Annotated in this window: 12 protein-coding genes; 7 read left to right on the top strand and 5 right to left on the bottom strand. The window is 53.3% G+C overall.

Annotation, left to right across the window (positions count from 1 at the left end):
- Genes thrA through thrC form a run of 3 tightly spaced genes read left to right on the top strand, consistent with a single transcriptional unit; the run spans nt 1 to nt 4,684 of the window.
- Nucleotides 1-2,463, top strand: a complete 2,463-nt coding sequence (gene thrA / locus ICA20_RS21025; protein WP_038637044.1) for a bifunctional aspartate kinase/homoserine dehydrogenase I — start codon at nt 1-3, stop codon at nt 2,461-2,463.
- A 1-nt stretch (nt 2,464) separates the two neighbouring features.
- The gene (gene thrB, locus ICA20_RS21020; protein WP_038637046.1) at nt 2,465-3,394 is read left to right on the top strand and encodes a homoserine kinase; all 930 of its coding nucleotides are present in this window, start codon (nt 2,465-2,467) and stop codon (nt 3,392-3,394) included.
- A 3-nt stretch (nt 3,395-3,397) separates the two neighbouring features.
- Complete coding sequence (gene thrC / locus ICA20_RS21015) at nt 3,398-4,684, top strand: threonine synthase (protein ID WP_038637048.1); 1,287 nt, start codon at nt 3,398-3,400, stop codon at nt 4,682-4,684.
- Between the two features lie 84 nt (nt 4,685-4,768).
- Here thrC and yaaA read toward each other — a convergent pair whose 3' ends face one another.
- A complete protein-coding gene (gene yaaA / locus ICA20_RS21010) occupies nt 4,769-5,542 on the bottom strand; it encodes a peroxide stress protein YaaA (protein WP_038637050.1) in 774 nt (257 codons plus the stop codon).
- A gap of 77 nt (nt 5,543-5,619) precedes the next feature.
- A complete protein-coding gene (locus tag ICA20_RS21005) occupies nt 5,620-7,050 on the bottom strand; it encodes a sodium:alanine symporter family protein (protein WP_038637052.1) in 1,431 nt (476 codons plus the stop codon).
- Nucleotides 7,051-7,324: 274 nt separating this feature from the next.
- On the opposite strand from ICA20_RS21005, the gene tal reads away from it, so the two are divergent.
- From tal to ICA20_RS20990, 3 genes are all read left to right on the top strand, one after another.
- Entirely contained in the window at nt 7,325-8,278 is a 954-nt protein-coding gene (gene tal, locus ICA20_RS21000) for a transaldolase (protein ID WP_038637054.1), read from the top strand.
- A gap of 110 nt (nt 8,279-8,388) precedes the next feature.
- Complete coding sequence (gene mog, locus ICA20_RS20995) at nt 8,389-8,976, top strand: molybdopterin adenylyltransferase (RefSeq protein ID WP_038637056.1); 588 nt, start codon at nt 8,389-8,391, stop codon at nt 8,974-8,976.
- Between the two features lie 124 nt (nt 8,977-9,100).
- Entirely contained in the window at nt 9,101-10,408 is a 1,308-nt protein-coding gene (locus ICA20_RS20990) for an MFS transporter (RefSeq protein WP_038637058.1), read from the top strand.
- A 34-nt stretch (nt 10,409-10,442) separates the two neighbouring features.
- Here the strand turns inward: ICA20_RS20990 and satP are convergent, their stop codons facing one another.
- The 3 genes from satP to ICA20_RS20975 form a co-directional block, all read right to left on the bottom strand.
- On the bottom strand, nt 10,443-11,009 hold the full coding sequence (gene satP / locus ICA20_RS20985; protein ID WP_006686623.1) for an acetate uptake transporter: 567 nt from the start codon (nt 11,007-11,009) through the stop codon (nt 10,443-10,445).
- 148 nt (nt 11,010-11,157) lie between these two features.
- Complete coding sequence (gene msyB / locus ICA20_RS20980) at nt 11,158-11,871, bottom strand: acidic protein MsyB (RefSeq protein ID WP_038637060.1); 714 nt, start codon at nt 11,869-11,871, stop codon at nt 11,158-11,160.
- Between the two features lie 32 nt (nt 11,872-11,903).
- Complete coding sequence (locus tag ICA20_RS20975) at nt 11,904-12,308, bottom strand: DUF2541 family protein (RefSeq protein WP_038637062.1); 405 nt, start codon at nt 12,306-12,308, stop codon at nt 11,904-11,906.
- Nucleotides 12,309-12,692: 384 nt separating this feature from the next.
- Between ICA20_RS20975 and dnaK the strand changes: the two genes are divergently transcribed.
- Nucleotides 12,693-14,615: a molecular chaperone DnaK gene (gene dnaK / locus ICA20_RS20970; protein ID WP_038637064.1), complete on the top strand. Its 1,923-nt coding sequence runs from the start codon at nt 12,693-12,695 to the stop codon at nt 14,613-14,615.
- The last annotated feature ends 51 nt before the right edge of the window (nt 14,616-14,666 follow it).

Here is a 14,666-nt window from a genome sequence, read left to right as displayed (position 1 = left end):
ATGCGAGTGTTGAAGTTCGGCGGTACATCAGTGGCAAATGCAGAGCGATTTCTGCGGGTTGCCGACATTCTGGAAAGCAATGCCAGACAGGGGCAGGTCGCGACCGTTCTCTCTGCCCCTGCCAAAATTACCAACCATCTGGTGGCGATGATTGAAAAGACCATCGGTGGTCAGGATGCTTTAGCCAACATCAGCGATGCCGAACGCATTTTCTCAGAGCTTTTAGCTGGTCTTGCCGCCGCGCAGGCGGGTTTCCCGCTGGCTCCGCTCAAAGCCTTGGTTGAACAAGAATTTGCTCAGATTAAGCACGTCCTGCACGGTATCAGCCTGTTGGGGCAGTGCCCGGACAGCATCAATGCCGCGCTTATCTGCCGTGGCGAAAAAATGTCGATCGCCATCATGGCTGGCCTGCTGGAAGCGCGCGGGCACAACGTGACGGTCATCGACCCGGTTGAGAAACTGCTGGCGGTTGGCCATTACCTCGAATCTACTGTTGATATCGCCGAGTCTACGCGCCGCATTGCCGCCAGCCGTATTCCAGCGGACCATATGATTCTGATGGCCGGATTTACCGCCGGGAATGAAAAAGGTGAGTTAGTGGTGCTGGGGCGTAATGGCTCTGACTACTCCGCCGCCGTACTGGCCGCCTGTTTGCGTGCGGACTGTTGCGAGATCTGGACCGATGTCGACGGCGTATATACCTGCGATCCGCGTCAGGTACCCGATGCCCGACTGCTGAAGTCGATGTCTTATCAGGAAGCGATGGAGCTTTCTTACTTCGGCGCTAAAGTACTACATCCGCGCACCATTACCCCTATTGCCCAGTTCCAGATCCCGTGCCTGATTAAAAATACCGGCAATCCGCAAGCGCCCGGTACGCTGATCGGTGCCAGCAGTGATGACGACGACTTGCCGGTAAAAGGCATTTCTAACCTCAATAACATGGCGATGTTTAGCGTCTCCGGCCCTGGAATGAAAGGTATGGTGGGCATGGCGGCGCGCGTTTTCGCCGCGATGTCGCGTGCAGGCATCTCGGTGGTGCTGATCACGCAATCCTCTTCTGAATACAGCATCAGCTTCTGTGTCCCGCAGGGCGACTGCGCGCGTGCGCAGCGCGCGATGCAGGATGAATTCTATCTCGAGCTGAAAGAAGGTCTGCTGGAGCCGCTGGCGGTGACTGAGCGTCTGGCTATCATCTCGGTGGTTGGCGACGGTATGCGCACGTTGCGCGGCATCTCGGCGAAATTCTTTGCCGCGCTGGCTCGTGCGAACATCAATATCGTGGCCATCGCCCAGGGGTCTTCTGAGCGTTCTATTTCGGTAGTAGTGAACAACGACGACGCCACCACCGGCGTACGCGTGACCCATCAGATGCTGTTCAACACCGACCAGGTGATTGAAGTGTTTGTGATTGGCGTCGGTGGGGTGGGCGGTGCGCTGCTGGAGCAGCTTAAACGTCAGCAAACCTGGCTGAAAAACAAGCATATCGATTTGCGCGTGTGCGGCGTGGCGAACTCGAAGGCCCTGCTGACCAACGTCCACGGTCTGAATCTGGAAAACTGGCAGTCTGAGCTGGAGTGTGCGAAAGAGCCTTTCAACCTTGGGCGTTTAATTCGTCTGGTGAAAGAATATCATCTGCTCAATCCGGTGATTGTCGACTGTACCTCAAGCCAGGCGGTGGCGGATCAGTATGCCGACTTCCTGCGCGAAGGCTTTCATGTGGTCACCCCGAACAAAAAGGCCAATACGTCGTCGATGGATTACTACCATCAACTGCGTTTTGCTGCGGCGAAGTCGCGACGTAAATTCCTGTACGACACCAACGTGGGCGCGGGCTTGCCGGTTATTGAAAACCTGCAAAACCTGCTCAGCGCAGGTGATGAACTGCAACGATTCTCCGGCATCCTTTCCGGTTCGCTGTCGTTTATTTTTGGCAAGCTGGATGAAGGCATGAACTTCTCGCAGGCGACCACTATGGCGCGTGAGCTGGGCTATACCGAGCCCGATCCGCGTGATGATCTTTCCGGTACAGATGTGGCGCGTAAGCTGCTGATCCTGGCCCGTGAAACCGGCCGTGAGCTGGAGCTGTCTGACATTGTCATTGAACCGGTCCTGCCAACAGAATTTGATGATTCCGGTGATGTTCCCGCGTTTATGGCGAAGTTGTCGCAACTGGATGACGCCTTTGCCGCGCGCGTGGCGAAAGCTCGTGATGAGGGGAAAGTATTGCGCTATGTTGGCAATATTGAAGAGGACGGCGTCTGTCGCGTGAAAATTGATGCAGTAGACGGCAACGATCCGCTGTTCAAAGTGAAAAACGGTGAAAACGCGCTGGCGTTCTATAGCCATTACTATCAGCCGTTACCGTTGGTGCTGCGCGGATACGGCGCAGGTAATGACGTAACGGCGGCGGGTGTATTTGCCGACCTGCTACGTACCCTTTCATGGAAGTTAGGAGTCTGACATGGTAAGAGTTTATGCCCCGGCTTCCAGCGCCAATATGAGCGTCGGATTTGATGTGCTCGGGGCGGCGGTAACCCCCGTAGACGGTTCGCTATTGGGCGATGTGGTCTCTGTTGAGCCAGCCGACCAGTTCAGTCTGAATAATCTTGGGCGCTTTGCTGACAAACTGCCTTCTGAGCCGCGAGAAAATATCGTCTATCAGTGCTGGGAGCGATTCTGTCAGGAACTGGGTAAAACCGTTCCGGTGGCAATGACGCTGGAAAAAAATATGCCGATTGGCTCCGGGTTAGGTTCCAGCGCCTGTTCCGTTGTGGCGGCGTTAGTCGCCATGAACGAGCACTGTGGGAAACCGCTCAACGACACGCGCCTGTTGGCGATCATGGGAGAGCTGGAAGGACGTATCTCCGGCAGTATTCATTACGATAATGTTGCCCCGTGCTTTTTGGGCGGTATGCAGTTAATGATCGAAGAAAACGGCATTATCAGCCAGCAGGTGCCAGGCTTTGATGAGTGGCTGTGGGTACTGGCGTATCCGGGGATTAAAGTGTCGACGGCGGAAGCGCGGGCCATTTTACCTGCGCAGTATCGCCGTCAGGACTGCATCGCCCACGGGCGGCATCTGGCAGGGTTTATCCATGCCTGCTATTCCCGTCAGCCTCTTCTGGCCGCGAAGCTGATGAAAGATGTCATCGCTGAGCCGTATCGTACCCGCTTGCTGCCAGGCTTCAGCCAGGCGCGTCAGGCGGTAGCGGAAATCGGCGCGTTGGCCAGCGGGATCTCCGGGTCAGGACCGACGCTGTTCGCCTTGTGCGATAAGCCGGATACGGCGCAGCGTGTTGCAGACTGGCTGGCTAAACATTATCTGCAAAATCAGGAAGGCTTTGTTCATATTTGCCGGTTGGACACGGCAGGCGCACGGGTACTGGGATAATCAATGAAACTCTATAATCTGAAAGATCATAACGAACAGGTCAGCTTTGCGCAGGCCGTCACGCAAGGGCTTGGCAAGAATCAGGGGTTGTTTTTTCCGCACGATCTGCCGGAATTCAATCTGACAGAAGTGGATGAGATGCTGAACCAGGACTTCGTTAGCCGCAGCGCTAAGATCCTTTCCGCATTTATTGGCGACGAGATCTCGCAGGAGATCCTGGAAGAGCGCGTACGCGCGGCGTTTGCATTCCCGGCGCCGGTTGCTCAGGTTGCAGCGGACATTGGCTGTCTGGAGCTGTTCCACGGTCCTACACTGGCATTTAAAGACTTTGGCGGGCGCTTTATGGCGCAGATGCTGACGCACATCAGCGGCGACAAACCGGTAACGATTCTGACGGCGACCTCCGGCGATACCGGTGCTGCGGTGGCGCATGCGTTTTATGGTCTGCCGAACGTTCGCGTGGTGATCCTCTATCCGAGCGGCAAGATCAGCCCATTACAGGAAAAACTGTTCTGTACGCTGGGCGGTAACATTGAAACCGTCGCTATTGATGGTGATTTTGATGCTTGCCAGGCGTTGGTGAAACAGGCGTTTGATGACGAAGAACTGAAGGTGGCGCTGGGGCTGAACTCGGCTAACTCAATCAATATCAGCCGTCTGCTGGCGCAAATCTGTTACTACTTTGAAGCTGTGGCTCAACTGCCGCAAGAAGCGCGCAACCAGCTGGTTATTTCCGTTCCCAGCGGCAACTTTGGCGATCTGACCGCCGGACTGCTGGCGAAATCGCTGGGCTTGCCGGTGAAGCGCTTTATTGCGGCGACCAACGTCAACGATACGGTTCCACGCTTCCTTGCAGAAGGCGAGTGGGCGCCGAAGGCGACGCAGGCGACGTTATCCAACGCGATGGATGTCAGCCAGCCGAACAACTGGCCGCGTGTGGAAGAACTGTTCCGCCGTAAAATCTGGCGTCTGAATGAGCTGGGGTATGCCGCCGTTGACGATGCTACCACTCAGGATACGATGCGCGAGCTGCATGAAATGGGGTACACCTCAGAACCGCATGCGGCGGTGGCTTACCGTGCGCTGCGTGACCAGTTGAATCCTGGCGAGTATGGCTTGTTCCTCGGCACCGCGCATCCGGCGAAGTTTAAGGAAAGCGTTGAAGAGATTCTAGAGCTTACGCTGGCTCTGCCAAAAGAGCTGGCGGAGCGCGCTGATTTGCCGCTGCTCTCTCATCACCTGCCTGCTGATTTTGCTGCGCTGCGTAAGCTGATGATGACCCGCGGTTAACGGTGGTGCCCGTTGGCGCTGTGCTTAGCGGGCATACAAAACCTGTAGGCCGGATAAGGCGTTAGCCGCCATCCGGCATGTACACTACTGCTCGTGGCGTTTAAACACCAGTTCGCCATTCCCTGACGCTTCCTCATCAAAGAAATAGCCTTCACTGTTAAATGCCATCAGTTGATCTGGCTGAGTTAAGCGATTTTCAATGATGTAGCGGCTCATCAGGCCACGCGCTTTTTTAGCATAAAAGCTGATGACTTTGAACTTACCGTTCTTCTCATCGAGGAAGACCGGTTTGATAAGTTCGGCGTTCAGCTTTTTCGGCTTCACAGATTTAAAATATTCATCTGATGCGAGGTTAATCACCACGCTGTCGCCTTGCGCTTCCAGCGCTTCGTTAAGTTTGTCGGTGATGGTATCGCCCCAGAACTGGTAAAGATCTTTCCCCTTTGGATTAGCCAGACGAATGCCCATCTCCAGACGGTAAGGCTGCATCAAATCCAGCGGACGCAACACGCCGTACAGCCCGGACAACATGCGTAAATGCTGCTGAGCGAAGTCAAAATCCGCTTCGCTGAAGGTTTCAGCCTGCAGCCCGGTATAAACGTCGCCTTTAAACGCCAGAATAGCCTGACGCGCATTCTCCGGTGTGAAATCGGGCTGCCAGTCATGGAAACGGGTGGCGTTCAGATCCGCCAGCTTGTCGCTAATTCCCATCAGCTTGCCAATCTGCGGCGCGGAGAGTTGTCGCGCCACGTGAATAAGCTGCTGCGAGTGATCCAGCAGTTCGGGCAGCGTGTGGCGTGTGGTTGCCAGCGGACTTTGGTAGTCGAGCGTTTTTGCAGGTGAAATCAGAATCAGCATATCCAGTCCTTGCAGGAAATTTACTGCGACTTTAGCAAAAAAATGGACAGAATTGATCGATGGTTGCGATTGCCGCGCTAATCACGCGGCGTTTCATCCCAGCTTTCGGGCGCAAGCTGCTGCCTGATATCAGGATAACGGCGCGGATCAAATTCCGGGCGCACCCCGAGTTTACGCTGGCGCAGATAGTCGCTGGCGAGGGTATGGACAATCGGCGAGAGCAGTAAAATCGCCGTCAGGTTAGTGATGGCCATACAGGCCATGATGATGTCGGCAAGTTGCCAGAGCAGCGGGAAGCTGAGTAATGTGCCGCCGACAACGGTGCTCACGGTCGCGATACGTAATAGCCAAATTACCCGGAAATTGTCCAGCTTCAGGAAAATAAGGTTGTTTTCCGCATAGATGTAGTTGGCGACGATAGAGCTAAAGGCAAACAGGATCACAATAAAGGCGACGAATCCGGCGCCCCATTCACCCGTCAGCGAGACCATCGCTCTTTGCAGCAACTGGATGCCTTCAATGGGGATAGAACTGGTGCCATTACCCGCCAGCAGAACGATCATCGCACTGGCCGTACAAAGAATCAGCGTATCGCCTAAAACACCGATCATTTGCACAATGCCTTGTGCCGCAGGATGCGGAGGCCATGACGCAGCCGAGGCGGCGGCGTTCGGGGTTGAGCCCATTCCGGCCTCATTCGAGAACATACCGCGTTGAAAGCCGCTGGCAATGGCCTGGCTTAGCGTATACCCGGCGGCGCCGGCGGCGGCTTCCTGCCAGCCAAAGGCACTTTTAACAATGGTCATGATAATGTCGGGAAGCTGAGCGAAATGCCAAAGGCAGATGACGAGGCTACAACCGACCCACAACAGAGCCATCACCGGAACAAACCATTGCATCAGACGGGCAACGCCTTTAATACCGCCGACGATGACCAGTAATGATGCGATAGCCAGGGCGATACCGGAGAAGAGAGGAGGGATATCGAAAGCAAAAGCAAGTGCGCGCGAGACCGAGTTTGCCTGCACGCTGTTAAAAATCAGTCCATATGCGATGAGTAAAAAGATGGCAAAAAGCACGCCCATCCAGCGCATACCCAGTCCACGCGCCATATACCACGCAGGACCGCCGCGAAACTGTCCCTTGCTGTTGCGTTCTTTATACAGTTGCGCAAGTGAGCATTCGGCAAACGAGGTTGCCATCCCAATGACTGCCGAGACCCACATCCAGAAAACGGCTCCCGCGCCGCCTGCGGCGATTGCCAACGCCACGCCCGCCAGATTTCCGCTGCCGATCCGCGCGGCAAGACTGGTGCATAAAGCCTGAAAGGAAGTTAAACCGCCCGGTTGCGGGCTGATGCTGTTTTTAAGACTTCTGCCAAACTGGCGAATGTAGCGAAACTGGATAAACCCCGTACGCCAGGTGAACCAACATCCTGCGCCAAGCAGGAGGTAGATCATTACCGAGCCCCAGAGTATTTCATTAATAAATGCGAAAAAATCAGGCATTAACATCCCTCTTGTTGATGCCGGTAAGCGCGAATAATCCCATGTAAGCTCTACCAATTATCGACCAGTATATACCTTCTAAGTAGATTGATTACGGGAGTTTATCATAACAACAGGTATATCCCTTAATTGCGCATCTCAGGCTTTGAGCTGCGTAATCAGGGCTGAGCGGCAGGTCGGACAATACAGGCGGTTGCGCTGAGAGTGCGTCGTGCTATCATCAGGGAAGATCGGTTACATCCCCCTAACAAGCTGTTTAAAGAGAATCACTATCATGACGGACAAATTGACCTCCCTTCGTCAGTTCACCACAGTAGTGGCCGACACCGGAGACATCGCGGCAATGAAGCTGTATCAGCCTCAGGATGCCACAACTAACCCTTCTCTCATTCTTAACGCAGCGCAGATCCCGGAATATCGCAAGCTGATTGATGACGCTGTAGCCTGGGCTAAGCAGCAGAGCAACGACCGCGCGCAGCAGGTCGTCGACGCGACCGACAAACTGGCGGTAAACATTGGTCTGGAGATCCTGAAACTGGTCCCGGGTCGCATTTCCACAGAAGTTGACGCTCGCCTGTCCTACGACACCGACGCATCCATCGCGAAAGCAAAACGTCTGATTAAACTGTACAACGATGCTGGCATCAGCAACGATCGCATTCTGATCAAACTGGCTTCAACCTGGCAGGGCATTCGTGCCGCTGAGCAGCTGGAAAAAGAAGGCATCAACTGTAACCTGACTCTGCTGTTCTCTTTCGCGCAGGCGCGCGCTTGTGCAGAAGCTGGCGTATACCTGATTTCTCCGTTCGTTGGTCGTATTCTTGACTGGTACAAAGCCAACACCGACAAGAAAGAGTATGCACCGGCAGAAGATCCGGGCGTGATTTCCGTAACGGAAATCTACGAGTACTACAAACAGCACGGTTACGAAACCGTAGTTATGGGCGCGAGCTTCCGTAACATCGGTGAAATCATCGAGCTGGCGGGCTGCGATCGTCTGACGATTGCACCGGCACTGCTGAAAGAGCTGGCGGAAAGCGAAGGCGCTATCGAACGTAAACTGTCCTTCTCTGGCGAAGTGAAAGCGCGTCCTGCACGTATCACTGAAGCTGAGTTCCTGTGGCAGCACAACCAGGATCCAATGGCTGTAGACAAACTGGCGGACGGTATCCGTAAGTTTGCTGTAGACCAGGGCAAACTGGAAAAAATGATCGGCGATCTGCTGTAATCATTTCGGCGTGGCCCTGACAGGGGTCACGCTACCTCTTCTGAAACCTGTCTGTCCTTCCTTTCGCAGTGTATCATTCTGTTTAACGAGACTGTTTAAACGGAATAATCATGAATACTTTACGCATTGGCCTGGTGTCCATTTCTGATCGTGCTTCCAGCGGCGTTTACCAGGATAAAGGTATCCCGGCCCTTGAAGAGTGGCTGGCATCAGCCCTAACAACCCCTTTTGAGCTGCAAACACGGCTGATCCCGGATGAACAGGCGATCATCGAACAAACCTTATGCGAGCTGGTTGATGAAATGAGCTGTCATCTGGTACTGACGACCGGCGGAACGGGGCCGGCACGTCGCGACGTAACGCCAGACGCTACGCTGGCCGTAGCCGACCGCCAGATGCCTGGTTTTGGTGAGCAAATGCGCCAGATAAGTCTGCACTTTGTGCCAACCGCAATCCTTTCTCGTCAGGTTGGCGTGATTCGCAAACAGGCGCTGATCCTGAATCTGCCTGGGCAGCCGAAATCGATCAAAGAAACGCTGGAAGGCGTGAAAGATGCCGAAGGTAAGGTCATCGTGCCAGGCATTTTTGCAAGTGTACCGTATTGTATACAGCTGTTGGATGGACCTTATGTTGAGACTGCACCGGCAGTAGTAGCATCTTTTCGCCCTAAAAGCGCGATCCGCGATACAAACGCCTGAAAGTAGCCTGGTCGTGATATAAGTAACAATGAAGGTGGAGTATTGAATTGTTTACGATATAGTAATTTTTGATTTACATATATCGACAGACATATTCAATTACTCCACTGACTCATGGTTTGCTATGTCACAACACACTCGACCCCTGAATCGCCAGGATTATAAAACCCTTACGCTTGCTGCCCTCGGCGGGGCGCTTGAGTTTTATGATTTCATTATCTTCGTCTTCTTTGCCGCGGTTGTTGGCGAACTTTTCTTCCCGGCCGATATCCCTGAATGGCTACGTCAGGTTCAAACCTTCGGCATTTTTGCCGCCGGATACCTGGCGCGTCCATTGGGCGGCATCATTATGGCGCATTTTGGCGACCTGGTCGGACGCAAAAAAATGTTTACCCTGAGCATTTTGTTGATGGCGATACCGACGCTGGCGATTGGTTTGTTGCCTACCTATGCCTCAATGGGGATCCTCGCGCCGTTACTGTTATTACTGATGCGCATTTTGCAGGGCGCAGCCATTGGGGGCGAAGTGCCGGGGGCGTGGGTGTTCGTGGCGGAACACGTACCGGAGCGTCGCATCGGTATCGCCTGCGGCACGCTGACTGCCGGGCTTACTGTGGGGATTCTGTTGGGGTCGGTTGTTGCAACGCTGGTGAACACCAGCCTGACGCAGCAAGCGGTGCATGACTACGGCTGGCGTATTCCTTTCCTGCTGGGCGGCGTGTTTGGCCTGGTGGCGATGTATCTGCGCCGCTGGCTGCAGGAAACGCCCATCTTCCTCGAAATGCAGCAGCGTAAAGCGTTGGCGCAAGAGCTACCGGTAAAGTCGGTGGTAAGCAAACATAAAAAAGCGGTGGTCATTTCCATGCTGCTGACCTGGCTGTTATCGGCCGGGATCGTGGTGGTGATCCTGATGTCGCCAGTCTGGCTGCAGAAACAGTATGGCTTTGCGCCAGCATTGACATTACAAGCCAACAGTGTCGCGACCATTATGCTGTGCGTCGGTTGTCTGCTGGCCGGGTTTATTGTCGACCGGGTTGGCGCCAGCAAAACCTTTATTGTCGGTAGCCTGCTGCTGGCCTGTTCGAGCTGGCTTTTCTATCATCTGACCGGTAGCCATCCTCAGCATTTGTTCCTGCTGTATGGGCTGGTGGGCTTGTGCGTTGGCGTGGTGGGGGCTGTGCCTTATGTCATGGTACGAGCGTTTCCAGCGGAAGTCCGCTTTACCGGTATCTCGTTTTCTTACAACGTTTCGTACGCCATTTTTGGTGGTCTGACGCCAATCGCTGTGACGATGTTAATGAGCGTGTCGCCAATGGCTCCAGCCTGGTATGTACTGGCGTTATCGCTGGTGGGGTTAGGGCTGGGGATTTGGCTGCGACAGGATATTTATCATCGCGATACCAGCGTGCAGGGAGAGTTACAGCGCTTGTAAGGAATATCCCCCCGTCCGGGGGGATAGCGTCAGATTAGTGCGCTTCACCAATCGGCAGGATGGTACGGCCAAACTGTTCGTTCAGCACTTCGCCCATCGCCAGGTAAATGGCGCTTGCACCACACACTAAGCCAACCCAGCCAGCAACGTGGATGATCGCTTCGTTACCTGCAATGTTGCCCACGGCCAGCAGCGCGAACAGCACCGTCAGGCTCAGGAAGACAAACTGCAGCGCACGCGCAGCTTTCAGCGTGCCGAAGAACATGAACAGTGTGAACACGCCCCACAGCCCCAGGTATACGCCCAGGAACTGGCCGTTGGTTGCATCCGCCAGGCCCATTTTCGGCATGATCAGGATCGCAACCAGCGTCAGCCAGAACGAGCCGTAGGAGGTAAAGGCGGTTAAACCGAAGGTGTTGCCTTTTTTATATTCCAGCAGCCCGGCAAAAATTTGCGCGATACCGCCGTAGAAAATGCCCATCGCCAGAATAATAACGTCAAAGGCGAAGAAACCCGCGTTATGCAGGTTAAGCAGAATGGTGGTCATGCCAAAGCCCATCAGGCCCAGCGGTGCCGGATTAGCCAACTTAGTGTTGCCCATAATTCCTCAAAATCATCATTGATTGAATGGTGAAATAGTTTCCCCGAATAACGATCACTGTCTTCGGGGCGCGGCATGATAATCAGGGGAGAGCGGACTGTCTATGATCTAACAAAGGGAAAATGAATTATTTTCCCTGTGATGGACATCACGCTTGTGTGTTGTTGATCATTCTGCGCAGACAGGCGATTTGTAGCACCGCCGGAATCGTCACGCGATAGGCGCTGCCGCTCACCGCTTTAACCCCGTTTAAAGCCGCGCCGACCGGGCCGCCAAGCCCAGCGCCGCGTAGCAATCCATGCCCGATGACGCTAACTGCGGCATGGGTACGCAGGATCTGCGTAAGTTGGCCGGAGAGCAAATGAGCAACGCCAGTCGCCAGATGGCGATCCTTCATTAATAGCGGCAGTAACTCTTCCAGTTCAGAGACTTTTGCCTCAACGGCCTGCAAAAATTCCTGCTTATGGTCCGCATCCATTTTTTGCCAGGCATTCCGTAGAAAGTGTTCCAGCAAATACTGTTCAATTTCATACGTGGGCATCGCTTTGTCGGCTTTAAGCTTCAGGCGCTTCGAAACATCCAGCAAAATCGCCCGATACAGCTTTCCATGGCCACGAAGTTTATTGGCAATGCTGTCGCCACCATAATGCTGAAGTTCGCCGGCGATCAGTTGCCAGTTGCGGCGGTGCTGTTCCGGGTGTCCTTCCATCGATTTAAATAATTCGTTGTGGCTCAGAACGCTCGACAGACGGGCTTTCCCTTTTTCATTATGCGTTAACAGGCGAGTAATCGTGGCGAGTTGTTCCTCACTGCAATGCTGCAGAAAGTCGAGGTCGTCGTCATGCAAATACGTGACATTCATGTTTTCTATGGCTTCTGAATAAAAGGGCGTAGTTAGTCGTCGCCGATGACTTTAAGCGTCGCCATGTCAGAGGAGTTTACCGACTGGCCTGAAAAAGTGATTTTGGATACGCAGCGTTTATTGTCGTTGTCGCTATTAATATTGATCCAATTAGTGGTTTGTCCCTCTTTAATGGATGACGGGACGTTCAGGCTTTGACTGGAGGTGTGCGCAGCTTTGAAGTAAACGGATGCGCCGTTAAGGTTAATATCGCCTCGATCGGCGGTGAGTTGAATACGCTTCACCACCCGACAAACGGGAATTTTGAGCGTGAGATCGTTAGTTGCGTTGCGGGGCATAGCAATCATCCCCAGAACTTTATGATCGTTAGCGTGAGCGGCGCTGCTCGACACCAGGCCCATAAGCAGGGTGGCGGAAAGGGTTAAAACGGATTTCATGAAATTTCTCTTTGACGGCTGCAAAAGTGCGTGGCTTCGCGCTAGTTTACCGCCGACACAAAAACGATTCATTCACGTAATCTTTTCTTTTTATTACAATTTTTATGTGAATAACAGTGCTTTATTAATTGGCTTCATGAATTAATTTTGATTGGCGATTATTCATTTTTTGTGGTTTTGTGCCTTTTTTCGGCAAATTTATTGCTTCTGCGCTAAAAAAATTTTTCATGCCCCCCTTGATGAAGTGGGTTACGACCCCACTTAGTAGTCAACCGCAGTGGTGAGTCTGAAAAAAAACGATTCAGGGTAGTTGAAACCGCACGTTTCGCCCTTATTACAGATTCACAACCACATGATGACCGAATTTTTAGTGGAGACGTTTAGATGGGTAAAATTATTGGTATCGACCTGGGTACTACCAACTCTTGTGTAGCGATTATGGATGGCACTACTGCACGTGTGCTGGAGAACGCCGAGGGCGATCGCACCACGCCTTCTATCATTGCTTATACCCAGGATGGTGAAACTCTGGTTGGTCAGCCGGCTAAACGTCAGGCAGTGACAAACCCGCAAAACACCCTGTTTGCGATTAAACGCCTGATTGGCCGCCGCTTCCAGGACGAAGAAGTACAGCGTGATGAAGCCATCATGCCGTACAAAATCATCGGTGCTGACAACGGTGATGCCTGGATTGACGTAAAAGGTCAGAAAATGGCACCGCCGCAGATCTCTGCAGAAGTGCTGAAGAAAATGAAGAAAACGGCTGAAGATTACCTGGGTGAACCGGTAACTGAAGCGGTTATCACCGTACCTGCATACTTTAACGATGCTCAGCGTCAGGCAACCAAAGACGCCGGCCGTATCGCAGGTCTGGAAGTAAAACGTATCATCAACGAACCAACCGCAGCTGCACTGGCTTACGGTCTGGATAAAGAAGTCGGCAACCGCACTATCGCGGTATATGACCTCGGTGGTGGTACTTTCGATATCTCTATTATCGAAATCGACGAAGTTGACGGCGAAAAAACCTTCGAAGTTCTGGCAACCAACGGGGATACCCACCTGGGTGGTGAAGACTTCGACAGCCGTATGATCAACTACCTGGTTGACGAGTTTAAGAAAGATCAGGGTATCGACCTGCGTAATGACCCGCTGGCGATGCAGCGTCTGAAAGAAGCCGCTGAGAAAGCGAAGATCGAGCTGTCTTCCGCTCAGCAGACCGACGTGAACCTGCCGTACATCACTGCAGACGCGACTGGTCCGAAACACATGAACATCAAAGTGACCCGTGCGAAACTGGAAAGCCTGGTTGAAGACCTGGTTAACCGTTCTATCGAGCCGCTGAAAGTTGCTCTGCAGGACGCTGGCCTGTCTGTTTCTGATATCAACGACGTCATTCTCGTTGGTGGTCAGACGCGTATGCCGATGGTGCAGAAGAAAGTTGCTGAATTCTTCGGTAAAGAGCCGCGTAAAGACGTTAACCCGGACGAAGCCGTGGCAATCGGTGCTGCCGTTCAGGGTGGTGTATTGACTGGTGATGTGAAAGACGTACTGCTGCTGGACGTTACCCCGCTGTCTCTGGGTATCGAAACCATGGGCGGTGTGATGACGCCACTGATCGCGAAAAACACCACCATCCCGACCAAGCACAGCCAGGTGTTCTCTACCGCTGAAGACAACCAGTCTGCGGTAACCATCCATGTGCTGCAGGGTGAACGTAAACGTGCTGCCGATAACAAAGATCTGGGTCAGTTTAACCTGGATGGTATCAGCCCGGCTCCGCGCGGTATGCCGCAGATCGAAGTTACCTTCGATATCGATGCCGACGGTATCCTGCACGTTTCCGCGAAAGACAAAAACAGCGGTAAAGAGCAGAAGATCACCATCAAGGCTTCTTCTGGTCTGAACGAAGAAGAAATCCAGAAAATGGTTCGCGAAGCAGAAGCGAACGCAGAATCTGACCGTAAGTTCGAAGAGCTGGTTCAGACTCGTAACCAGGGCGACCATCTGCTGCACAGCACTCGTAAGCAGGTTGAAGAAGCAGGCGACAAGCTGCCGGCTGACGACAAAACTGCCATTGAGTCTGCACTGACCGCGCTGGAAACGTCTCTGAAAGGCGAAGACAAAGCGGATATCGAAGCGAAAATGCAGGCGCTGGCTCAGGTTTCCCAGAAACTGATGGAAATCGCTCAGCAGCAGCACGCACAGCAGCAGGCTGGTGCAGCAGGCGCTGATGCTTCTGCAAACAATGCGAAAGATGACGACGTTGTCGACGCTGAGTTTGAAGAAGTGAAAGACAAAAAATAATCGCCCTGATGCAGGGTAGTTAATCGGCACGGGCGTAGAGGTTTCCTCTTC

Origin of the sequence: Citrobacter sp. C5_2 (assembly GCF_014596845.2) — a bacterium.
Lineage (GTDB): Bacteria > Pseudomonadota > Gammaproteobacteria > Enterobacterales > Enterobacteriaceae > Citrobacter > Citrobacter werkmanii.
Note: the sequence above shows the minus strand (reverse complement) of the source record. Positions and strands in the feature narration are given on the sequence as shown.

Bases quoted from the DNA above. Each gene is read 5' to 3' on its own strand.
- thrA (WP_038637044.1), top strand. From the start codon at position 1: ATGCGAGTGTTGAAGTTCGGCGGTACATCAGTGGCAAATGCAGAGCGA.
- thrB (WP_038637046.1), top strand. From the start codon at position 2,465: ATGGTAAGAGTTTATGCCCCGGCTTCCAGCGCCAATATGAGCGTCGGA.
- thrC (WP_038637048.1), top strand. From the start codon at position 3,398: ATGAAACTCTATAATCTGAAAGATCATAACGAACAGGTCAGCTTTGCG.
- yaaA (WP_038637050.1), bottom strand. From the start codon at position 5,542: ATGCTGATTCTGATTTCACCTGCAAAAACGCTCGACTACCAAAGTCCG.
- ICA20_RS21005 (WP_038637052.1), bottom strand. From the start codon at position 7,050: ATGCCTGATTTTTTCGCATTTATTAATGAAATACTCTGGGGCTCGGTA.
- tal (WP_038637054.1), top strand. From the start codon at position 7,325: ATGACGGACAAATTGACCTCCCTTCGTCAGTTCACCACAGTAGTGGCC.
- mog (WP_038637056.1), top strand. From the start codon at position 8,389: ATGAATACTTTACGCATTGGCCTGGTGTCCATTTCTGATCGTGCTTCC.
- ICA20_RS20990 (WP_038637058.1), top strand. From the start codon at position 9,101: ATGTCACAACACACTCGACCCCTGAATCGCCAGGATTATAAAACCCTT.
- satP (WP_006686623.1), bottom strand. From the start codon at position 11,009: ATGGGCAACACTAAGTTGGCTAATCCGGCACCGCTGGGCCTGATGGGC.
- msyB (WP_038637060.1), bottom strand. From the start codon at position 11,871: ATGAATGTCACGTATTTGCATGACGACGACCTCGACTTTCTGCAGCAT.
- ICA20_RS20975 (WP_038637062.1), bottom strand. From the start codon at position 12,308: ATGAAATCCGTTTTAACCCTTTCCGCCACCCTGCTTATGGGCCTGGTG.
- dnaK (WP_038637064.1), top strand. From the start codon at position 12,693: ATGGGTAAAATTATTGGTATCGACCTGGGTACTACCAACTCTTGTGTA.